The following is a 21078-nucleotide window of genomic DNA, read 5'->3' as shown; positions in this document are numbered from 1 at the left end:
CAACCCGGTAGGCCTGCCCTCTGCACGCCGCCCGATGATCCCGACCCATGTGCTCAACCCGATACGCGGCCACCCAATGCGCCCGCCCGACGGATGGACCCGACGGATGGACCCGAGGGAGGGGCCTGAGGGATGCGCCCGAGGGACTCGTCCGGAGACGTACAGGCCGACACACGCCGTGCTTGCCACGGTGCGACAAGGCTTACATGCCTGCGCCTCTCCCTCTGCTCCTTACCCCTTCCCCATTTCGCGTTTGCTGCCAGCGGCTTGGATGCCGGGTGGCGTGCGTGCGGCGGGCGAGCCCAGGCTCATGCAGTATGGCGGCGAGGCGGCGACGGGAGGATTGCGGGCGCGGTGGTAAGTAGCCTTGCGGTGTGCTGATCGAATCGATGTACCCAAAGAGTTTCGCCAGCGACAACCACGCAGGCGTGCATCCAGCCGTGCTTGAAGCGATCACCGCCGCCAACCACGGGGACGCTCCCGCCTACGGCGACGACCGGTGGACGGCGGCGTTCGAGGAGAAGGCCCGGGAAGTGTTCGGCGCGGGCGCGCACGGGTTCGCGGTGATCAATGGAGCGGGCGCCAACATGGTCGGTCTGGCGCTCATGCTCGGCCGCTACGACGCCATCATCTGTGCCGACAGCGCCCACATCGCCACCCACGAAGCGGGCGCGGCGGAGCGACTGCTGGGAGTGAAGTTGATGACGGTTCCGACCGAGGACGGGAAGCTTCGTCCCGAGGACATCGAGGCGCGACTGGGCGGGATCGGCAATCCACATGAATCGCAGCCGACGGTCGTCTCCATCTCACAGGCCACAGAATTCGGTACGTGCTACTCCCCCACCGAGATCACCGCCCTCGCCGACGCGGCGCATCAGGCAGGGCTACGGCTTCACGTGGACGGCGCCAGGCTGGCCAATGCCGCCGCCCATCTCGGCTGCGACCTGAAGGCCATCACCACCGACGCCGGAGTGGATGTGTTCAGCTTCGGCGGAACCAAAAACGGCGCGCTGGCGGCTGAAGCCGTTGTGGTTCTCGACCCGTCGCTCGTGCGGGAGGTGCCCTTCCTGCGTCGTCAGTCCCTCCAGCTCGCCTCAAAGATGCGGTTCATCTCAGCACAGCTTTCCGCGCTTCTGACAGACGACCTCTGGGCGCGGAACGCCGACCATGCCAACCAAATGGCCGCGCGCCTAGCCGATGGGCTGGCGGGGATTTCCGGCATCTCCCTGGCGCAGCCGGTCCAATCCAATGCGGTCTTCGCCACCCTTCCGCAGACGATCGCGGAGGAACTTCGCCGCCGTTACCTGTTCCATTACTGGGACGAGGCGGCCGGCACGGTCCGGTGGATGACCGCCTTCGATACGACACCGGAGCATGTGGATGACTTCCTAGACGACATCCGCAAACTCGCCACCGCCGCGGTCAACTGAGTAGCGAAGCCAGGGAGAGACACAAGCCAGCCCACCGACCGACCCATGTTTCACGTGAAACGAGGGCGGCGGTGGCGGCGCCTTCAGTGGATGCGTTGCAGATAGCGCGCACGCGTTGATGCCGACGGCCGCGATGCCGACGACGGCAGTACGGTCTTGCGGCACCGTACTGCGGCCCCCACAGCGCAACGCGATGACTCCCGGCACCCCGAGTGCGGCGCTGGCGACCCGGCAACTGCGGTACGGTGACGCGGCGTCAGCGGGCCCGACGTCAACGGCCCGCCGCGAGGGACAACGGCGCCGAAAGCGCAGCGCAGGTGACCACAGCGCCAACGGTGCAGTGCGGTGGCCAAGACACAGCGGGCCCGACGGTGACCGCCCAGCGCGGGTGACTGCGGCGCCATGGGTACGCACCGACGGCGCGGGTGACGACGCCCCCGACAGAGCAGCGCGAGTGACCACAGCGCCAACGGTCCGGTGTAGTGGGCGCGGCGTCGGCGGGCCCGGCGTTGACGGCGCAACGCGGGGCGAACAGCCGGGCCGTGAGGGCGGCGTCGTGGTAGCCGTGCCGCCGGCACGGTTGGAGACTGCGGCGCCGACGGTGCGGCAAGCCCGACGTTGACCGCCCAGCGCGAGTGCCTGCGGCGCCATGAGGGCGGCACCGACGGGGCGGCGAGCGTGGCGTCGACGGGTCCGGGTTGACGGCGCGAAGCGGGAGTGAACGCCCGGCCGTGGGGCGGCGTCGTGGAGGCGGTGCCATGGAGGCGCCACCGACGATGGCGCGGTTGGGGCGGGTGCGACTCTGGCAGCTGCGGTGGTGGTGCGGTGGTGGTGGCGCGGAGCGGGGGTGAGCGCCCGGCGATGTGGTGCCGTGGAGACGGTGCCGACGGCGCGATTAGGGCGGGTGCGGCTCTGGCAGCTGCGGTGCGGCGGTGCGTAGCCGTGGAGCGACGCCGACACTGCGGATCGGGTGACTCCCGCGCCGACGGTGCGGTGGGGCGTGGCGTCGGCAAACCCTGCGTTGACGGCACCGCTCGGGCAACTGCCGCACCGTGGGTGCGCGCCAACGGCGCGGAGCGGGGGTGAACGCCCAGCCATGCGGTGCCGTGGAGACGGTGTCGTGGAGACGGTGCCGACGACGCGATTGGGGCGGGTACGGCGCTGGCGTGGGGACTGTGGTGCGGAGCCGTGGAACGACGCCGACACTGCGGGTCGGGTGACATCGGTGCCGACCGTGCGGTGGGGCGTGGCGTCGGCAAACCCTGCGTTGACGGCACCGCTCGGGCAACTGCCGCACCGTGGGTGCGCGCCAACGGCGCGGAGCGGGTGAGTGCGGTGTCGGCGGCTGCGGCTGCGGCTGCGGCTGCGGCTGCGGCGTCGTGGCAGCCGCGTCGTGGCGGCGGTGACGTCGCAGCGGTGACGTGGCGGCCGAGAGCGTCGTTTGGGCGCGTGTGGTGCTGACGGCTGCGGCGTACCAGGGGAGGGCATGTCTTTCGTGGCCCAGGGCGATGGAGGCGGAAGGGCGCATGTTTCACGTGAAACGGAGGGCCCAAGGAGAGCAGCGACGGAATGGGAGAGGGGTGCCCCGCCGTCTGGGCGCCCCGCCCCCATTCCTGGGCGCCCCCTCGTTCAAGGGTGTTTCACGTGAAACAGGGTCAGTCTTCGGCTTCTCGCATGGCGCGGACGGCTTCGGGGGCCATGGTGCCGATGATGCGCTCGAGGTCATCGATCGTGGCGAACTCCACCACGATCCGGCCCTTCCGTCGCCCGAGGTCGACCTTGACCTTCGTTTCGAAATGATCGGAGAGGCGGTCTGCGAGGTGAGTCAGGCCGGGTGCGGTCGGCTTGGCGACCTGGCGTTCGCGGGTGGGTTTCTGGGCGGCCTTGGCGCTGCCCATCGCGACGATCTCCTCCACCGCCCGTACCGAGAGGAGCTCCGCCACGATCCGCTTGGCGAGCTTCATCTGCTCCTCAGGGCTGTTGAGGCCGAGGAGGGCGCGGGCGTGGCCGGCGCTGATGACGCCGGCCGCCACCGTGCGCTGGACTTCGGGTGGGAGGTTCAGCAGGCGCAGGGTGTTGGTGATGTGAGGGCGGGAGCGACCGACCTTGACGGCCAGTTGTTCGTGGGTGGCCTGGAAGTCGTCAATGAGTTGCTGGTAGGCGGCCGCCTCTTCGAGGGCGTTCAGCTGCTCGCGCTGAAGGTTCTCGATGAGCGCGTCCCGCAGGAGATCGTTGTCCTGAGTGTTGCGCACGATCGCGGGAACCGGATCCAAGCCCACTCGCTGGCACGCCCGCCAGCGCCGCTCCCCCATGATCAACTCATACTGGCCACCGCCCACCGACCGGACCACGATCGGCTGCAGAAGACCGACCTCACGGATGGAGGCCGCCAGTTCTTCGAGGGGCTCCTCTGCGAAGATCTCACGAGGCTGACGCGGGTTGGGGACGATCGCCGAGAGGGCGACCTCCTTGAAGTACGCTCCGGCAATCGGCTTGGGGCCGGTCTCCCCCGTTGAACCGTTCACGGGGTCGGTCGCCCCCGTGCCGTCAACGATGGGACCGGTCGGGATGAGCGCCCCGAGCCCCTTCCCCAATCCCCGCCGCTGCTGACTCACTGCGTCTCCTCATCCACCCGGTCGATTCCGGTCACTCCAGGAGAGGTTACCGTCGTGGGCCCGACGGGGTGTCCCCTCGCCACACACGGTCCCGTTGTATTTACACCGACACGGTCACAAATCTGCCCAACTCGTGACTGAGTGATGGATGTGGGCGTCCCCGTCCCCCAGAGAGCGCCCTCAAGGCAACTGGAGAGGGAGCCGGAGAGTGGGAGAAGAGGGAGGGAGAGGAGGGCTGGGAGTGGGAGTGAGCGCGGAAGCGGGGTCGGGGTGGCAGCCTGGGCCAGAGTGGCAGCGAGGGCTGAGAGCAGGCCGGGCCCAGGGTGGGAGCGGGGAACGGAGGCTGGGAGCGGAGCCGGGAGTGGGAGCCGAGAGCCGGGGGCTGAGAGCAGAGCCGGGCCCTGGGTGAGCCCGGGGAGCGGGGGCCGGGGTGGGGAGAGAAGACCGGAGGCGAAGGAGGGGCCAGGGCAGACCGAAGCGGGAGCAAGGCCGAAGCGGGAGCGGGGCCGGGGTGGAGGCGGGGCCGGGGTGAAGGCGGGGCCGGGCAGACCGAAGCGCATGCGGCGCACAAAGTGACTCGGCAAGGCGGCCCAGGCCCAGCCCTGCTGAGGAGGACGCCAGACCCCCGCCCGGGTCGCCCGCCCGCCCCGCGCGTGTCCAGGTGTCCGTCACACGTCTCGCTGAGGCTCATCCACGCGGTTCAGGGCTGCTGGAGTCTTGGTCTCGCTCTACCAAGGTCGCGGGCGCTGCTCTGCCGGAGCCGTGCACTGCGCTTCCGCTGCCGACGGAACATGCCTGCTCTGCGGCCGTCACAGTACTGCTTTGCGGCGGCCCACAGTAGTGCTCTGGCGGGGTCGTGGGCCTGATCTCCACCGGAGTCCCCAGTCCCGCTCTACCGAGTACGCGAAAGGGCCCCTCGGGATCGGGGCACGACCCTACGCGATCGCGGAGGGTGGCCCTGGTGATCGGTTCCGAAGGGTGGTGGAGTGGTCCCGGGAAGGCGGGTCAGGTGACGACGGCGCGGTGGGCGATTTCGCGGGCCGCGTCCATGTACGCCATCGCCCCGCTCGACCCCGGATCGTACGTCATCACCGACTGCCCATAACTGGGCGCCTCCGACAGCCGGACGCTGCGCGGGATGACCGTGTTGAGCACCGTCTCCCCGAAGTGCGAGCGCACCTCCTCAGCCACCTGCGACGCCAGGCGGGTACGCCCGTCGTACATCGTCAGCACGATCGTCGAAAGCTGCAGCGTCGGGTTCAGGTGGGCCCGGATCAGGTCCACGTTCCGCAGGAGCTGCCCGAGGCCCTCCAGGGCGTAGTACTCGCACTGGATCGGGATCATCACCTCGTCTGCGCACACCAGAGCGTTGACCGTCAGCAGACCAAGCGACGGCGGGCAGTCGATGATGATGTAGTCGAACTCGACCCCCTCGTACGCCGCCAGCGCCCGCCGCAGCCGCGCCTCCCTGGCCACCAAGGAGACCAGCTCGATCTCCGCACCCGCCAAGTCGATGGTCGCCGGAGCGCAATAGAGGTTCGGCATCTCGGGCACCTGCTTGACGATGTCCGCCATAGGGAGGTCGTCAACAAGGACCTGGTAGACATCCGGCACATCGCCACGATGCTCCGTGGCCAAGGCGGTGGAGGCGTTGCCCTGCGGGTCGAGGTCCACCACGAGGACGCGCTGGCCGTGCATCGAGAGGGCGGCGGCAATGTTGACCGACGTGGTCGTCTTGCCCACGCCGCCCTTCTGGTTGGCCACCGCGATCACCCTGCATTTCGCCGGACGCGGCCACGTGCCGTCGCCGTCGCCTGGGGTCTCGCCGGCCTGGGCGGCGGCCGGGGTTGCAGATGTTTCACGTGAAACCACTGAGCTGAGCGCCTCTCGTACCAACGGCGAATCACCGGGGTTCAGGGGGGTCTGGGTCACGATGGCCATCCTTTCAACCAGTGGTGTGCCGGTGCCGGGAATTCGCTGTCGCGACACGCCCATTTCGGGCCAGCCGACCCCGGCTGGACTCTCAGACCGACGGCTGTCCGGCCAGCCAAGACCACTTGACGCGACTGGCACAACCGTCACCTCCTTCGTCGCCGCCTAGCTCGCTCCGGCGCGCGACCCGCTACCACCCGAACCAATGTTGCAGGCGGCTCGACCTTACCGCGCCCGACGGTCACAAGCTCGGCCGTTCGGGCTCCACTCGCCTGCAATTGGGCCTCCGCCTCCGCGAGTTCGCCGGCGGCCCGCTCCCCCTTCATGGCGATCAGCTCGCCACCCTCGCGCAGCAGCGGCATCGCCCACGTGAGAAGCCGGTCGAGCGGCGCCACCGCGCGGGCGCTGGCGACATCGAACTCGCGCTTGCCCGCCAACTCCTCCGCCCGGCCGCGCAGCACCTCGACGTTGTCGAGCTTGAGCGCCTCGACGCATTCCTCCAGGAACACGGTACGGCGCAGCAGCGGCTCCAGCAGCGTGACCGTGATGTCCGGCCGGACGATCGCCAGCACGAGCCCGGGCAGGCCGGCTCCGGAGCCGATGTCCACCAGGCGTACGTCCGGCGGCACCGCCTCGGCCACCACCGCGCAGTTGAGCAGGTGACGATCCCAGATCCGCGGCACCTCCCGCGGGCCCAGCAGCCCCCGGACGACACCAGGACCCGCCAGCAGCCCGGCGAACGCGTTGGCGCGCTCCCAGGACTCCCCGGCGAAGACGTCCCGCGCTATGTCCGGCGGCTCCGGAAGCTCATCGCTCACTGGTTGGTGGCCCTTTCTGGGCTTGCTGGCCCATGTCTGGAAAGAACGGCATGGTCTGGAGTCCGGATGCGTGGCTCTCCCCCAAGGCTAAGGGTGAGATCACAAGGGAAGACTAGCGGGCCGGGCTTAAGGCGGCCTTCGAGCACGCCGTCTCCGCCGCCACTACACCGGCCAAAGAGACATACATCCCTTGCTCAGTACGTACAGGCACAAAAAAGCGAAAACGGCCGTCTACCGCGCGCTACGGCGGGCAGACGGCCGGATCGGCTGGCGCCGAACGCCTCAGGCGGGCATGACCACGACGTAACGCAGCGGCTCCTCGCCCTCGGACTCACTGCGGAGCCCGGCGGCGGCCACCGCGTCGTGGACGATCTTGCGTTCGAACGGCGTCATCGGCTGCAGCGACTTCGGCTCGTTGCGGTCCTTGACCTGGTTGGCGATCTCGGTGCCGAGCTTGGTCAGCTCGGCCCGGCGTCGCTCCCGGTAGCCGGCCACGTCGAGCATCAGCCGCGAGCGCTCGCCCGTCTGCCGGTGCACGGCCAGCCGGGTCAGCTCCTGCAGCGCCTCCAGGACCTCTCCCCCGGGACCCACCAGCTCCGTGCCCTTGAGCCCCACGACAGAGACCATGGCGCGGTCGCCCTCGACGTCCATGTCGATGTCACCGTCGATGTCGGCGATGTCGAGAAGCCCCTCGACGTAGTCGGCAGCGATCTCGCCCTCCTGCTCGAGCGCGTTGAGATCAGGAGCCTTCTCCTGCTCGGCCTCGGTCATGGCCGGCCTCTCCTTCGTGTTCAAGACTTCTTGCTGCCGGTGCGCTTGTCGATGTCACCGTCGATGTCGGCGATGTCGAGAAGCCCCTCGACGTAGTCGGCAGCGATCTCGCCCTCCTGCTCGAGCGCGTTGAGATCAGGAGCCTTCTCCTGCTCGGCCTCGGTCATGGCCGGCCTCTCCTTCGTGTTCAAGACTTCTTGCTGCCGGTGCGCTTACTGCGGGACTGCCTGCTCGGCTGCTGCCTAATGATCTTAGGCTCCGGCGGGGGCGGCGGGGCGGCCTCCTCCGGAGGGGTCTTGCGAATCTTGGCGATCAGGCCCTGCTTGGGAGCGACCGGGATCACGTTGCCCTTGGCGTCGTACTGGGGCATCGGATGCCGGCTGTAGAACCAGTGCTGCTGAGCGAGCGTCCACACGTTGGTGGTGACCCAGTAGAGGATCAGACCGAGCGGGAAGTTCAGGCTGAAGAAGGCGAACAGCGGAGAGATGTACATCAAGATCTTCTGCTGCTGCGCCATGGGGTTGTCCGGCATCTGGGCGATGGAGCGGGTGACGCTCTGCCGGACGGTGAGGAACGTGGTCAGCGAGCTGACCGCCACGAAGATCGCGAGGACCACCTTGGTCTGTACGACCCCCGCGTCGAAGCTGGCGATGTCCTGCGAGGACATGAAGAAGTTCGCGGGCAGCGGAGCGCCGAAGATGTGCGCGCTCCGGGCGCTCTCGACCAGTTCCTTGGTCATGCCGTACTTGGCGTGACCGTTCGCCATGTTCTGCAGCACGGTGAACATGGAGATGAAGATCGGGAACTGCGCGACGACGGGAAGGCAGCCGCCGAGCGGGTTGGCTCCCGCGCCCTGGTAGAGCGCCATGACCTCCTGGTTCATGCGCTGCTTGTCGTTCTTATAACGCTTGCGCAGTTCTTGAACCTTGGGGGCGAGTTCCTGCATCTTCCGCGATGAGCGCATCTGCTTGAGGAAGAGCGGGAAAATCAGGACCCGCATGAACACGGTCAGCGTGATGATCGTCAACGCCCAGGTCAGCCCGCTGTCCGGGTTGAGGACCGTGCTGTATGCAGTATGGATCCAGATGATGACTTGGGCTACGGCTTGGTACAGCCAGCTCAGCCAGGACAGCTCCACCGAGCTATCTCCCTTGCGTTTCGTGGGACCGGACCGGGCGTGGGGGCACCGGGTCTATACCTCCGGGATGGAATGGGTGGCACCGCCCGATGCGCCGGACAGTCAGCCATGTGCCGCGCAATGCTCCATGTACGGCAATCGCCTCGAGTCCGTATGCACTACACGACGGGTAGAACCGGCAGCGCGGACCGAGCATCGGGCCGATGAACGCCCGATAGAACCGGATGGGGAGGATCAGCGCCTGAGCGGCAAGGCTCGGCACCACCCCTTGCGGCTGCTCCGTCATCTTTGTCCGCCCGTCGAGGACTCGCGCCGCCCGAGCAATCGATCCAGTGCGGAATCGAGCTCGGCGGCCAGGTGCTCGAATCGCGCGGACGCGGCCGGTGGATTGGCGCGTACCACAAGCAGGCTACCTCGCGGCAGCCGGTCAAGACGGTCCCGCATGAGGTGTCGGAGCCGCCGTTTGACCTTGTTCCGGGTCACGGCGCCACCGACGGCCTTACTCACCACGAAACCCACCAGAGGTGGCTCTTCCCCAGAAGTAGTGAAATGCACCACCAGGGTTGGACGGCCCGCGCGCTTGCCACGCCGGACCGCCGCTTCGAATTCGTCCCCGCGTCGCATGCGGGATTGACGGGACAGCACCTTATACGCCTATCGCCCGCCGGCGTGATCCACCGGCGGGCCGATTAGCCTGACAAGAGTTCTGCTCGTTGGACTGCCTCCCTGCTGTAGTGCCGGGTCAAGGCCGAAGCGGCCAGCCACTTGGCAGTCTTCTCATCAGTGGGACGGGGCGATCAGGCCGACAGCTTTTCGCGGCCCTTACGGCGGCGAGCGGCGAGGATGGCACGACCGGCCCGGGTGCGCATACGCAGCCGGAAGCCGTGGGTCTTCGCACGACGACGGTTGTTCGGCTGGAAAGTACGCTTGCTCACGGGTGGGCTCCAGGCTTGATGATGCGCACGAGGGCGCCTAACACACATGGATGGCCTGCCAGGGAAGCGAGGGCACGCGAAATAGCCGTCGCGTGACAAGCCGACCGTCGTACGTTACGGGCCAAGGACCGCCCAGGTCAAACCGGAGCGGTTATCCACGTATCCACAGGCCACTTTTCCACCGTCGGCCCCACGTCCACAGTATGTGCACTCAGGTGCCACTAGTCTGTGGACAACGCCTTGAACACAACTGTGCACACAGATACTGTCGGCGCTTCGGACCCGCCCAAACGCCGTTCACACGCTGTGTACAACCTGTGTACAACCTGTGGATGTCCTGTGGAGATCCCGGGCAAGGAGCACGGCCGCCGCGCTGTGGACGAAGCGTCGCCGATCGATTCCGGCGGCCACGCCATGTGGATAAACGATCGCGGGGGGCCGCGAGAGGGAGGAGGGGGAGCCGCACCATGACAGGTGTCGACCTCGGCACGGTATGGGCGAGGGCCCTGAGCAACTTCCTCAACGAGAACGTGCCGATACAGCAGCGAACCTGGCTGTCGATGGTGCGTCCGATCGCGCTGGCGAACGACACGATCGTGCTCGGCGTCCCCAACGACTTTCTCAAAGACCTCATTGAGGGCAAACTGCGCCCGCTGGTGGCGCACGCGCTGTCGCAGGAGCTCGGCCGGACGATGCGGCTGGCCGTGATGATCGACACGACGGCCCCCGAGCAGCCGATGGTGGACACTCATCAACAGGCTGTGACTCAGGGTTATCCCCAGGGTGTGGAGAGTCAGCTGCGTTATGCACAACCCGTGCAACCGCAGCACAACCCCGCTTCTGAGCCGCCGCAGTTCTATTCTCCACAGCCTGAGCCGCCCCAGATATCCACCGAATATCCACAGGCCGGCTTCTCTTTTGAACAGGCGCAGCCGTACACACCGCCTGTGGAAAAAGCGCCGGATCCGGCCCCGAATCGCTGGGAAGCCAAGAGCAACAAGCCCAGCGAACCGGCGCGTTTGAACCAGAAGTACACATTTGAGACATTCGTCATCGGCGCCAGCAACCGGTTCGCGCACGCGGCGGCCGTGGCGGTGGCCGAATCCCCCGCGAAGGCGTACAACCCGCTCTTCATTTATGGGGACTCCGGGCTGGGGAAGACGCACCTGCTGCACGCGATCGGGCATTACGCCCAGAGCCTGTACGACGGCGCGCGGGTCAGATACGTGAGCTCCGAGGAGTTCACCAACGACTTCATCAACAGCATCCGCGACCACAAGGCCGACGGGTTCCGCGGCCGTTACCGGGCGATCGACATCCTGCTCGTGGACGACATCCAGTTCCTGGAGGGCAAGGAGCAGACGCAGGAGGAGTTCTTCCACACCTTCAATACGCTGCACAACGCCAACAAGCAGATCGTCATCTCCAGCGACCGGGCGCCCAAGCAGCTCATCACGCTGGAGGACCGGCTGCGCAACCGGTTCGAGTGGGGCCTGATCACCGACGTCCAGCCGCCCGAGCTGGAGACCCGCATCGCGATCCTGCGGAAGAAGGCCATCCAGGAGGGCCTGGCCGCGCCGCCCGAGGTGCTCGAATACATCGCCAGCCGCATCTCCACCAACATCCGCGAGCTCGAGGGCGCGCTGATCAGGGTCACGGCGTTCGCCAGCCTCAACCGGCAGGGTGTGGACCTGCAGCTCGCCGAGGTGGTGCTGAAGGACCTCATCACCTCGGAGTCCGACACCGAGATCACCATCGCGGCCATCATGAGCGAGACCGCCCAATACTTCGGCATCAGCATCGACGACCTGTGCGGCACCTCGCGCAGCCGGGCGCTCGTCAACGCCCGGCAGATCGCCATGTACCTCGCCCGCGAGCTGACCGAGCTGTCACTGCCGAAGATCGGCCAGCAGTTCGGCGGCCGCGACCACACGACCGTGATGCACGCCGAGCGCAAGATCCGGTCGCTCATCGCCGAGCGCAGGTCGATGTACAACCAGGTCAACGAGCTAACTATGCGGATCAAACAGACACAGCGCGGGGCCTGAAGTCATGCACAGCCTGTGGATAACACTGTGGACCAGCCAAAACGCAAAAACGCGGCGGCCGTTCGCCCCACAATGCCGGGAAAAATCCGTCCACAATGGTTGGGGACAGAGCTGGGGATATCCTGGGGAGAACCTGGGGACTACACGTGGATAACGTGTGGACAGACTGTGAACAGTCGATCTGGGGCTCCAGAAGGGGCCCGTTTACCCCGTGGATAACCTGTGGAAACCCCGTGGATAACCCGCCGAAGTCCGTGGATGAAGGCACCATGATCTGGGGACGGCCTGTGGGTAAGAAATCTCCATCCCCAGGCGCGAGAGTTCTCCCCAGGCGTCACCCACAGGGGCAGTGGATGAAAATAGGGCCGCTGAGCAGCCAAGACACTGGTTGTCCACAGTTTCCACAGCCCCTAGTGTGATGACCTCCTATCTCTCTTACTAAGAAACTCAAAGACCCATAGTTGGGCTCCTCCCGGATCGCGAGTGCGGGAGAGTGGATCCTTGAATCAACGACGAACCCAGGAGGCTGATCACCGTGATGTTCCGAATCGAGCGAGACGTCCTCGCTGAGGCGGTGGCATGGACGGCACGCAGTCTCCCGGCGCGTCCGTCGGTGCCCGTTCTCGCGGGCATGCGCCTGGAGGTCACGAGCGAGCAGCGGCTCAAGCTCTCCGGCTTCGACTACGAGGTCTCCGCCGAGGTGACACTCGAACTGCACACCGGTGAGCCGGGCGTCGTCCTGGTCTCCGGCAAGCTGCTGGCCGAGATCACCCGCGCGCTTCCCGCACAGCCTGTGGACTTCGTGGTCGACGGCGCCAAGGCGGTCGTCACGTGCGGCAGCGCGCGGTTCACCCTCCTCACCATGCCTGTGGAGGACTACCCGTCGCTGCCGGCCATGCCGCCGGCCGCCGGCCGGGTGGGCAGCGACGTGTTCGCCTCCGCCGTCGGCCAGGTCGCCGTCGCCGCCGGACGGGACGACACGCTGCCGATGCTCACGGGCGTACGCATGGAGATCGAGGGCGAGACGGTCACCCTCGCCGCGACCGACCGCTACCGCCTGGCCGTACGCGAGCTGAAGTGGCAGCCGGGCCAGCCCGACTTCTCCGCCATCGCGATGATCCCGGGCAAGACGCTGGCCGACACCGCCAAGGCCCTCGGGGCGACCGGCGCCGAGGTGGAGATCGCGCTCAGCTCCGCCGGCGGCACCGGCGAGGGCATGATCGGCTTCTCCAGCGCCGGACGTCGCACGACGACGCGGCTGCTCGATCCCGAGTTCCCGAAGTACCGCTCGCTGCTGCCGACCGAGTTCTCCGCCCGCGCCGACCTGTCCACAGGCCCGTTCGTCGAGGCGGTCAAGCGCGTGGCCCTGGTCGCCGAGCGCAACACTCCGGTGCGACTGGCGTTCAAGAGCGGCGAGGTCGTGCTGGAGGCGGGCAGCGGCGACGAGGCGCAGGCCGTCGAGGCGCTCCCGGTCGACTACGAGGGCGACGAGATGAACATCGCCTTCAACCACCAGTTCTTGCTGGAGGGCCTGGGCGCCATCGACTCGGACGTCGCGCGGTTGCAGATGACCACATCGACGAAGCCCGCTATCCTCACCGGAGGCAAGCCGGTCAAGGACGGGGCCACCACGGACTACCGTTATCTGATCATGCCCATCCGCCTGTCAGGCTGAACCTGTCATCGGGGATGATGGAAGCCTGACGAGGGGGTAGAGGACAGTCATGCAGATCGGCATGGTAGGACTGGGCAAAATGGGCGGCAACATGGCCGAAAGGCTGCGCCGCGGCGGTCACGAGGTCGTCGGCTACGACCGCGATCCGGAGATCAGCGATGTCGCCAGCTTGAAGGAGCTGGCCGAACGCCTGAACAAACCACGCGCGATCTGGGTGATGGTCCCCGCGGGCAAGGCCACCCAGACCACCGTCGACGATCTCGGCGAGCTGCTCGACGAGGGCGACATCGTCGTTGACGGCGGAAACTCCCACTATGTGGATGACCAGAAGCACGCCGCCGAGCTCCTGGAGAAGGGCATCGGCTTCGTCGACTGCGGAGTCAGCGGCGGCGTGTGGGGGCTGGAGAACGGCTACGCGCTCATGTGCGGCGGCGACGCCGCCAACGTCGAGCGGCTGATGCCGATCTTCGAGACGCTCAAGCCCGAGGGCGAGGACGGCTTCGTGCACGCCGGCGACGTCGGCGCCGGGCACTTCGCGAAGATGGTCCACAACGGCATCGAGTACGGCATGATGCAGGCGTTCGCGGAGGGCTGGGAGCTGCTGGAGGCCTCCGACGTCGTCAAGGACGTCAAGGGGTCGTTCCAGAGCTGGCGCACCGGCACCGTGATCCGCTCCTGGCTGCTCGACCTCATGGTGCGGGCGATGGACGACGACGAGCACCTCACCCAGCTCCGCGGTTACGCACAGGACTCCGGCGAGGGCCGGTGGACGGTTCAGGCCGCGGTGGACCACGCGGTCCCGCTGCCGGTCATCACCGCGGCGCTCTACGCCAGGTTCGCCTCGCGGCAGGACGACTCCCCCGCCATGAAGGTCGTGGCGGCGCTGCGCAACCAGTTCGGCGGGCACGCGATCACCGCGGTCGAGGGCAGCACCGAGAAGGGCGCCGACTCGCCGGGCGCGGACGTGACACCGCCGCGCGAGGTCGACCGCTGAGGTGTCCACAGCGCTGTGGTCTCCGGCAGGGTTTTCCACAGGAACGCATGCCGGTGACCCCAGTGGCCCGCGCGTCCCACTAACCTTCGTGGGGTGCATGTCGCCCACCTCTCGCTGACCGACTTCCGGTCCTACGCCTCCGTGGAGCTCGGCCTGGAGCCGGGCGTCACGGCGTTCGTGGGGCCCAACGGCCAGGGCAAGACCAACCTGGTCGAGGCCCTCGGTTACGTCGCGACGCACTCCAGCCACCGGGTGGCCGGCGACGCGCCACTGGTGCGGCAGGGGGCCGCCCGGGCGATCGTGCGCTGCGCCGTCCACAGAGACGACCGGCGGGCGCTGGTCGAGCTGGAGATCAACCCGGGGCGGGCCAACCGCGCCCGGCTCAACCGCTCCCCCGTGTCCAGGGCCCGCGACGTCGTGGGCCTGCTGCGCACGGTGCTGTTCGCCCCCGAGGACCTGTCGCTGTCCAAGGGCGACCCGTCGGAGCGCCGCCGGTTCCTCGACGAGCTGCTGGTGGCCAGGGCGCCCAGGTTCGCCGGTGTCCGCGCCGACTACGACCGGGTGCTGAAGCAGCGCGGCGCCCTGCTGCGCACGGCCGCGCAGGCCCGGAGAGGCTCCAGGAGCGCCCGGCGGCAGGAGAGTGACAGCGGGTTCACCTCGGCGGGCGCGGGCGACGTGCTGAGCACTCTGGAGGTCTGGGACGCCCACCTCGCCAGGCACGGTGCCGAGCTGTTGCGGGCGCGGCTCGAACTCATCGAGGCGCTGCGGCCGCTGGTGGCCGGCGCCTACGCCGCGCTGGCGCCGTCGAGCGCTCCGGCGACCCTGGCCTACCGCAGCACGTTGTCCACAGGTGGGGATCCGGGTGAGGGTGAATCGGAGGGCGAAGTCCCCGGTGAGCGGGGATCTTTCGATACACAGACGTTATCCACAGACTTGGGGAAAACCCTTGAAGAACGTCTGCGAGAGCGGCTATTGGAGGTCCGCCCGGCGGAGCTCGAACGGGGCGTGACGCTCGTCGGGCCGCATCGCGACGACCTGATCATGGGGCTCGGCGACCTGCCCGCCCGGGGTTACGCCAGCCATGGCGAGTCGTGGTCGTTCGCGCTGGCGCTGCGGCTGGCCGCGTACGACCTGCTGCGGGCCGACGGCGGTGACCCCGTGCTGATCCTCGACGACGTGTTCGCCGAGCTCGACAGCCAGCGCAGGCGGCGGCTGGCCGAGATCGTGGCGCCGGCCGAGCAGGTGCTCATCACCGCGGCGGTGCCTGACGACGTGCCGCGGGAATTGGCGGGCGGCAGATACGACGTCGCGGAGGGAGGCGTGACCCGTGTCCGGTGACGACAAGGACGCGCGTCCACAAGGGGCGCGTCCGGCCGGTGGGGAGAAGACCGGTGGCGAGAAGAACGCCCGTCCGGCCGGTGGCGAGAATGCGACGGCCAAGGGTGTGGCCATGGCCAGGGAGAAGCTCGCCCAGGCCAAGGCCGACGCCGCCAAGCGCGGTCAGTTGCCGCGCCGTGAGCCGCGGCGCAAGGGGGGCGGCGCGCGCAGAGACCCCAGCGATCCACAGCTTTTCGGACGCGCCATCGCCGATCTCCTGGCCGACCGCGGCTGGGAGCGGTCGGCGGCGGTCGGCGCGGTGTTCGGGCGCTGGATCGACATCGTGGGTCCCGACCTGGCCGCGCACACCAAGCCCGAGTCGTTCGACGACGGCGAGGTGCTGGTGGTGGCCGACTCGACGGCGTGGGCGACGCAGGTCCGGCTGCTCGCGCGCACCCTCGTACGCAGGCTGAACGAGGAGCTCGGCGACGGCACGGTGACGAAGGTCAAGGTCAGGGGCCCGCAGAACGCACCGCGTCCAGCAGGGGGTTTGCGGGTGACCGGAAGTCGTGGGCCAGGTGACACCTACGGATAGCCGCGGCTGACGCTCGACGGCGGCGGTTACCTTGCGGCGGTTGGGCGTTCGGGGCGATCAGACAGCCGGAGACGCGATAAGCCCCCTTTCCGGAGGGGGGATGCTTGACGGGGGGCAAAACGAGCTAGCGGGCATCACAGGCGCGTTCATTGCCACCTCCGGCCTCCAGAGGCGGTAGAATGAAAAAGGATTCCGGACACGTCCGCTTGCGTGTCACCCCGGCAGCAAGCCGACTCCCCTGGGTGACCGCGCATCGGGGCACTCACGACGGTGACGGGCACGGCAGGGGCAGCTATTGCAAGTGATCGCCTCCCCCGCCGCGTGTCCGCGGCAGGAGGATTTCGCAGTTGTCCTACGACGCTAGCTCAATCACCGTACTCGAGGGGCTTGAGGCGGTTCGCAAGCGCCCGGGTATGTATATCGGTTCCACCGGCGAGCGCGGCCTCCACCACCTAGTCCAGGAGATCGTGGACAACGCGGTGGACGAGGCCCTGGCCGGTTACGCCAGCTTGATCGACGTCACGCTGCTCGCCGACAACGGCGTGCGCGTGGTCGACAACGGGCGCGGCATCCCCACGGGCATCCACCCTGTGGAGAAGCGCTCCGCCGTCGAGGTCGTCCTGACCACGCTGCACGCGGGTGGCAAGTTCGACAGCCAGTCCTACGCGGTCTCGGGTGGTCTGCACGGCGTCGGCTCGGCCGTCGTCAACGCGCTGTCCACCGCCCTCGACGTCGAGGTCAAGCAGAACGGTTACTACTGGCGCCAGCGCTACGAGATGTCCAAGCCCACGGCCCCGCTGGCCAAGGGCGAGGGCACCGACGAGACCGGCACCACGATCACGTTCTGGCCCGACCCGACGGTCTTCGAGACCACCACCTGGAACTTCGAGACGCTCTCGCGCCGCTTCCAGGAGATGGCCTTCCTCAACAAGGGCCTGACGATCACGCTCACCGACGAGCGCCCCGACCACATCAACGGCGAGACGCGCAGGGTCAACTACTGCTACGAGGGCGGCCTGGCCGACTTCGTCCAGCACCTCAACGCCAAGAAGGAGCCGGCGCACGCGTCGATCGTCGCCTTCGAGGAAGAGGGCGAGGGCATCGCGGTCGAGATCGCCATGCAGTGGAACAACTCCTACTCGGAGTCGGTCTACACCTTCGCCAACACGATCAACACGGCCGAGGGCGGCACCCACGAGGAGGGCTTCCGCGCGGCGCTGACCTCGATCGTCAACCGCTATGCGCGCGAGCAGAAGTTCCTCAAGGAGGGCAAGGACGACAACCTCTCCGGTGAGGACGTCCGCGAGGGGCTGACCGCGATCATCTCGGTCAAGCTCTCCGACCCGCAGTTCGAGGGCCAGACCAAGACCAAGCTCGGCAACACCGAGGCGAAGTCGTTCGTGCAGAAGGCCTGCAACGACCACCTGCGCGACTGGTTCGAGCGCAACCCCGGCGAGGCCAAGGACATCATCAACAAGTCCCTGCAGGCTTCGCGCGCCCGCCTGGCCGCCCGTCAGGCCCGCGACCTGACCAGGCGCAAGTCGCTGCTGGAGGCCGGCAGCGGGCTCCCGGGCAAGCTGGCCGACTGCCAGTGGAACGACCCGGAGAAGTGCGAGCTGTTCATCGTCGAGGGCGACTCGGCCGGTGGCTCGGCCAAGGGCGGCCGCGACTCGCGGTTCCAGGCCATCCTGCCCATCCGCGGCAAGATCCTTAACGTGGAGAAGGCGCGGATCGACAAGGTTCTCAAGAACAACGAGGTCCAGGCCCTCATCACCGCTCTGGGCACCGGCGTGCACGACGAGTTCGACATCGCCAAGCTGCGCTACCACAAGGTCATCCTCATGGCCGACGCCGACGTCGACGGCCAGCACATCAACACGCTGCTGCTGACGTTGCTGTTCAGGTTCATGCGGCCGCTGATCGAGGCCGGTCACGTCTACCTGTCGTGCCCGCCGCTCTACAAGATCAAGTGGGACCGCAAGGGCGAGGACGCGTCCTACGCCTACTCCGACCCCGAGCGCGACGCGGTCATCGCCGAGGGCATCGCCAACGGCAAGCCGGACCCGCGGCCGCGTGACAACGTACAGCGCTTCAAGGGTCTGGGCGAGATGAACGCGGGCCAGCTCTGGGAGACCACGATGAACCCGGAGACCCGGCTGCTGCGCCTGGTCACGCTCGATGACGCGGCCCAGGCCGACGACCTGTTCAGTGTGCTGATGGGCGAGGACGTCGAGGCGCGTCGCGACTTCATCATTCGCAACGCGCGCGATGTTCGCTTCCTCGACGTTTAAGAAGGATCTACACCTGTGACGGACGTGAACACCACTCCTCCCCCGGCTGAGCGCATCGAGCCCGTGGACATCCAGTCCGAGATGCAGCGCAGTTACATGGACTACGCGATGTCCGTCATCGTGTCCAGGGCGCTGCCGGACGTGCGCGACGGCCTCAAGCCGGTGCACCGGCGGGTGCTCTACGCGATGTACGACGGCGGCTACCGCCCCGACCGCGGCTACTTCAAGTGCGCCCGCGTCGTCGGTGACGTGATGGGCACCTACCACCCGCACGGCGACACCTCGATCTACGACGCGCTGGTCCGCCTGGCGCAGCCGTGGTCGCTGCGATACCCGCTGGTCGACGGGCAGGGCAACTTCGGCTCGCCGGGCAACGACCCGGCGGCGGCGATGCGCTACACCGAGTGCAAGCTCGCGCCCATCGCCATGGAGATGCTGCGCGACATCGACAAGGAGACCGTCGACTTCCGCCCCAACTACGACGGCAAGTCGCAGGAGCCGGACGTCCTGCCGGCGCGCTTCCCGCAGTTGCTGGTCAACGGCTCCGGCGGCATCGCCGTCGGCATGGCCACCAACATCCCGCCGCACAACCTGCGCGAGGTCGCCTCGGCGGTCAAGTGGTATCTGGAGAACCCGGAGGCCGACGACGAGGAGCTGCTCGAAGCCTCGATGCGGCTGGTCAAGGGCCCCGACTTCCCGACCAAGGCGCTGATCGTGGGCCGGCGGGGCATCGAGGACGCCTACCGCACGGGCCGCGGCTCGATCACCATGCGCGCGGTGGTCGAGGTCGAGGAGGAGAAGGGGCGGCAGGCGCTGGTCGTCACCGAGCTGCCGTACCAGGTCAATCCTGACAACCTGGCGCTGAAGATCGCCGAGCTGGTGCGCGAGGGCAAGCTGACCGGCATCGCCGACGTCCGCGACGAGAGCTCCTCGCGGGTCGGGCAGCGCCTGGTGATCGTCCTGAAGCGGGACGCGGTCGCCAAGGTCGTGCTCAACAACCTGTACAAGCACACCCAGCTCCAGGACACCTTCGGCGCCAACATGCTGGCGCTGGTGGACGGCGTGCCGCGGACGCTGCGGCTCGACCAGTTCATCCGGCACTACGTGGCGCACCAGGTCGAGGTCATCGTCCGCAGGACGCGCTACCTGCTGCGCAAGGCCGAGGAGCGCGCCCACATCCTGCGCGGGCTGCTGAAGGCCCTTGAGCGGCTCGACGAGGTCATCGCGCTGATCCGGGCCTCCGACTCGGCCTCGCACGCCCAGCAGGGCCTCATGGCGCTGCTGGAGATCGACGAGGTGCAGGCTCAGGCCATCCTCGACATGCAGCTGCGCAAGCTGGCCGCTCTGGAGCGGCAGGCCATCCAGGACGAGTACGACTCGCTGATGACGCAGATCGCCGAGTACAACGCGATCCTGGCCAGCGAAGCCCGTCAGCGAGAGATCATCAACGACGAGCTGGCCGAGGTCGTCGGCCGGTTCGGCGACGAGCGTAAGACCGAGATCGTCGCCTACGACGGTGACATGTCGATCGAGGACCTCATCGCCGAGGAAGAGATCGTCGTCACGATCACCCGGGGTGGTTACGCCAAGCGGACCCGTACCGACCTCTACCGGGCGCAGAAGCGCGGTGGCAAGGGCGTACGCGGTGCTCAGCTGCGGCAGGACGACATCGTCGACCACTTCTTCGTCACCACGACGCATCACTGGCTGCTGTTCTTCACGAACAAGGGCCGGGTCTACCGGGTGAAGGCGTACGAGCTGCCCGACGCGGGTCGTGACGCAAGAGGCATGCATTTGGCGAACCTTCTTGCCATGCAGCCCGACGAAACAGTCATGGAGGTTCTCGACCTACGCGACTACGAAGTCGCTCCCTATCTCGTCCTCGCCACCCGGAGCGGGCTGGTCAAGAAGACGCGCCTGTCCGAGTACGACTCCCCCAGGTCCGGCGGTCTCATCGCGATCAACCTGCGGGACGACGACGAAGTCATCGGAGCCCGCCTGGTCTCCGAAGAAGATGACCTGCTGCTCGTCTCCAAGGGCGCGCAGTCGATCCGGTTCACCGCTTCTGACGAGGCGCTTCGTCCCATGGGGCGGGCGACCAGCGGCGTCATCGGCATGAGGTTCCTCGAAGGTGACGAACTTCTCGCCATGAATCGGATCGCCGACGGTCAAGATGTGCTTATCGCCACGAAGGCTGGGTACGCAAAGCGGACGCCAGTGGAGCAGTATCCAGTTCAAGGACGTGGCGGTAGAGGCGTGCTAACTGCGAAAATCGTATCTTCCCGTGGCAAGCTGGTCGGAGCCGTCATGGTCAACCCAGAGGACGAGGTCTTCGCGATCACGTCCGCGGGCGGGGTGATCCGGACGAGTGCCGGTGAAATCAAGCAGTCCGGCCGCCAGACCATGGGAGTGCGATTGATGAATCTCGCCGAAGGCGACAGTGTGGTGGCCCTCGCCCGGAATGCGGAGTCGTTGGAGACTTCGGTGGAGATCGAAGAAGACGGGGGAGGAGAGTAGTT

Annotated in this window: 17 protein-coding genes; 8 read left to right on the top strand and 9 right to left on the bottom strand. The window is 67.5% G+C overall.

Annotated features, from left to right (window positions below):
• Positions 1-374: 374 nt before the first annotated feature.
• On the top strand, positions 375-1430 hold the full coding sequence (locus tag C4V41_RS18415) for a threonine aldolase family protein (protein ID WP_103957093.1): 1056 nt from the start codon (positions 375-377) through the stop codon (positions 1428-1430).
• 1655 nt (positions 1431-3085) lie between these two features.
• Here the strand turns inward: C4V41_RS18415 and C4V41_RS18410 are convergent.
• From C4V41_RS18410 to rpmH, 9 genes are all read right to left on the bottom strand, one after another.
• A complete protein-coding gene (locus C4V41_RS18410) occupies positions 3086-4045 on the bottom strand; it encodes a ParB/RepB/Spo0J family partition protein (protein WP_103957092.1) in 960 nt (319 codons plus the stop codon).
• A 1005-nt stretch (positions 4046-5050) separates the two neighbouring features.
• Entirely contained in the window at positions 5051-5986 is a 936-nt protein-coding gene (locus C4V41_RS18405; protein ID WP_200824059.1) for a ParA family protein, read from the bottom strand.
• 137 nt (positions 5987-6123) lie between these two features.
• Positions 6124-6795: a 16S rRNA (guanine(527)-N(7))-methyltransferase RsmG gene (gene rsmG, locus C4V41_RS18400; RefSeq protein WP_103957090.1), complete on the bottom strand. Its 672-nt coding sequence runs from the start codon at positions 6793-6795 to the stop codon at positions 6124-6126.
• 282 nt (positions 6796-7077) lie between these two features.
• Entirely contained in the window at positions 7078-7566 is a 489-nt protein-coding gene (locus C4V41_RS18395; RefSeq protein WP_103957089.1) for a Jag family protein, read from the bottom strand.
• 20 nt (positions 7567-7586) lie between these two features.
• Complete coding sequence (locus tag C4V41_RS18390; protein ID WP_407670003.1) at positions 7587-7733, bottom strand: hypothetical protein; 147 nt, start codon at positions 7731-7733, stop codon at positions 7587-7589.
• Positions 7734-7753: 20 nt separating this feature from the next.
• Positions 7754-8704 (bottom strand): membrane protein insertase YidC, encoded by a 951-nt coding sequence (gene yidC / locus C4V41_RS18385; protein ID WP_103957088.1) that lies wholly within the window; start codon positions 8702-8704, stop codon positions 7754-7756.
• Between the two features lie 4 nt (positions 8705-8708).
• The gene (gene yidD / locus C4V41_RS18380) at positions 8709-8990 is read right to left on the bottom strand and encodes a membrane protein insertion efficiency factor YidD (protein ID WP_103957087.1); all 282 of its coding nucleotides are present in this window, start codon (positions 8988-8990) and stop codon (positions 8709-8711) included.
• Positions 8987-9328, bottom strand: coding sequence for a ribonuclease P protein component (rnpA, locus tag C4V41_RS18375; protein ID WP_235030206.1), 342 nt, complete (start codon positions 9326-9328; stop codon positions 8987-8989). Before rnpA ends, yidD begins: the two co-directional genes overlap by 4 nt.
• Before the next feature lie 173 nt (positions 9329-9501).
• The gene (gene rpmH, locus C4V41_RS18370) at positions 9502-9639 is read right to left on the bottom strand and encodes a 50S ribosomal protein L34 (RefSeq protein WP_043614899.1); all 138 of its coding nucleotides are present in this window, start codon (positions 9637-9639) and stop codon (positions 9502-9504) included.
• Between the two features lie 467 nt (positions 9640-10106).
• On the opposite strand from rpmH, the gene dnaA reads away from it, so the two are divergent.
• The 7 genes from dnaA to gyrA all read left to right on the top strand — a co-directional run bounded on the left by dnaA (position 10107) and on the right by gyrA (position 21076).
• A complete protein-coding gene (gene dnaA / locus C4V41_RS18365; protein ID WP_103957085.1) occupies positions 10107-11687 on the top strand; it encodes a chromosomal replication initiator protein DnaA in 1581 nt (526 codons plus the stop codon).
• Between the two features lie 535 nt (positions 11688-12222).
• Positions 12223-13362 carry a DNA polymerase III subunit beta gene (dnaN, locus tag C4V41_RS18360; protein ID WP_103957084.1) on the top strand — a complete coding sequence of 380 codons (1140 nt, stop codon included), beginning with the start codon at positions 12223-12225 and terminating at the stop codon, positions 13360-13362.
• Positions 13363-13411: 49 nt separating this feature from the next.
• Complete coding sequence (gene gnd, locus C4V41_RS18355; RefSeq protein WP_103957083.1) at positions 13412-14356, top strand: phosphogluconate dehydrogenase (NAD(+)-dependent, decarboxylating); 945 nt, start codon at positions 13412-13414, stop codon at positions 14354-14356.
• A 93-nt stretch (positions 14357-14449) separates the two neighbouring features.
• Positions 14450-15694 (top strand): DNA replication/repair protein RecF, encoded by a 1245-nt coding sequence (gene recF, locus C4V41_RS18350; RefSeq protein ID WP_103957082.1) that lies wholly within the window; start codon positions 14450-14452, stop codon positions 15692-15694.
• Entirely contained in the window at positions 15684-16268 is a 585-nt protein-coding gene (locus C4V41_RS18345; RefSeq protein ID WP_235030205.1) for a DUF721 domain-containing protein, read from the top strand. The genes recF and C4V41_RS18345 overlap by 11 nt, the downstream gene beginning before the upstream one ends.
• Positions 16269-16615: 347 nt before the next feature.
• Complete coding sequence (gene gyrB / locus C4V41_RS18340; RefSeq protein WP_103957081.1) at positions 16616-18559, top strand: DNA topoisomerase (ATP-hydrolyzing) subunit B; 1944 nt, start codon at positions 16616-16618, stop codon at positions 18557-18559.
• A 15-nt stretch (positions 18560-18574) separates the two neighbouring features.
• The gene (gyrA, locus tag C4V41_RS18335; protein WP_103957080.1) at positions 18575-21076 is read left to right on the top strand and encodes a DNA gyrase subunit A; all 2502 of its coding nucleotides are present in this window, start codon (positions 18575-18577) and stop codon (positions 21074-21076) included.
• Positions 21077-21078: the final 2 nt, after the last annotated feature.

This window comes from Nonomuraea solani (genome assembly GCF_900108335.1).
Classification (GTDB): domain Bacteria; phylum Actinomycetota; class Actinomycetes; order Streptosporangiales; family Streptosporangiaceae; genus Nonomuraea; species Nonomuraea solani.
This window is presented reverse-complemented; position numbering and strand designations above follow the sequence as displayed.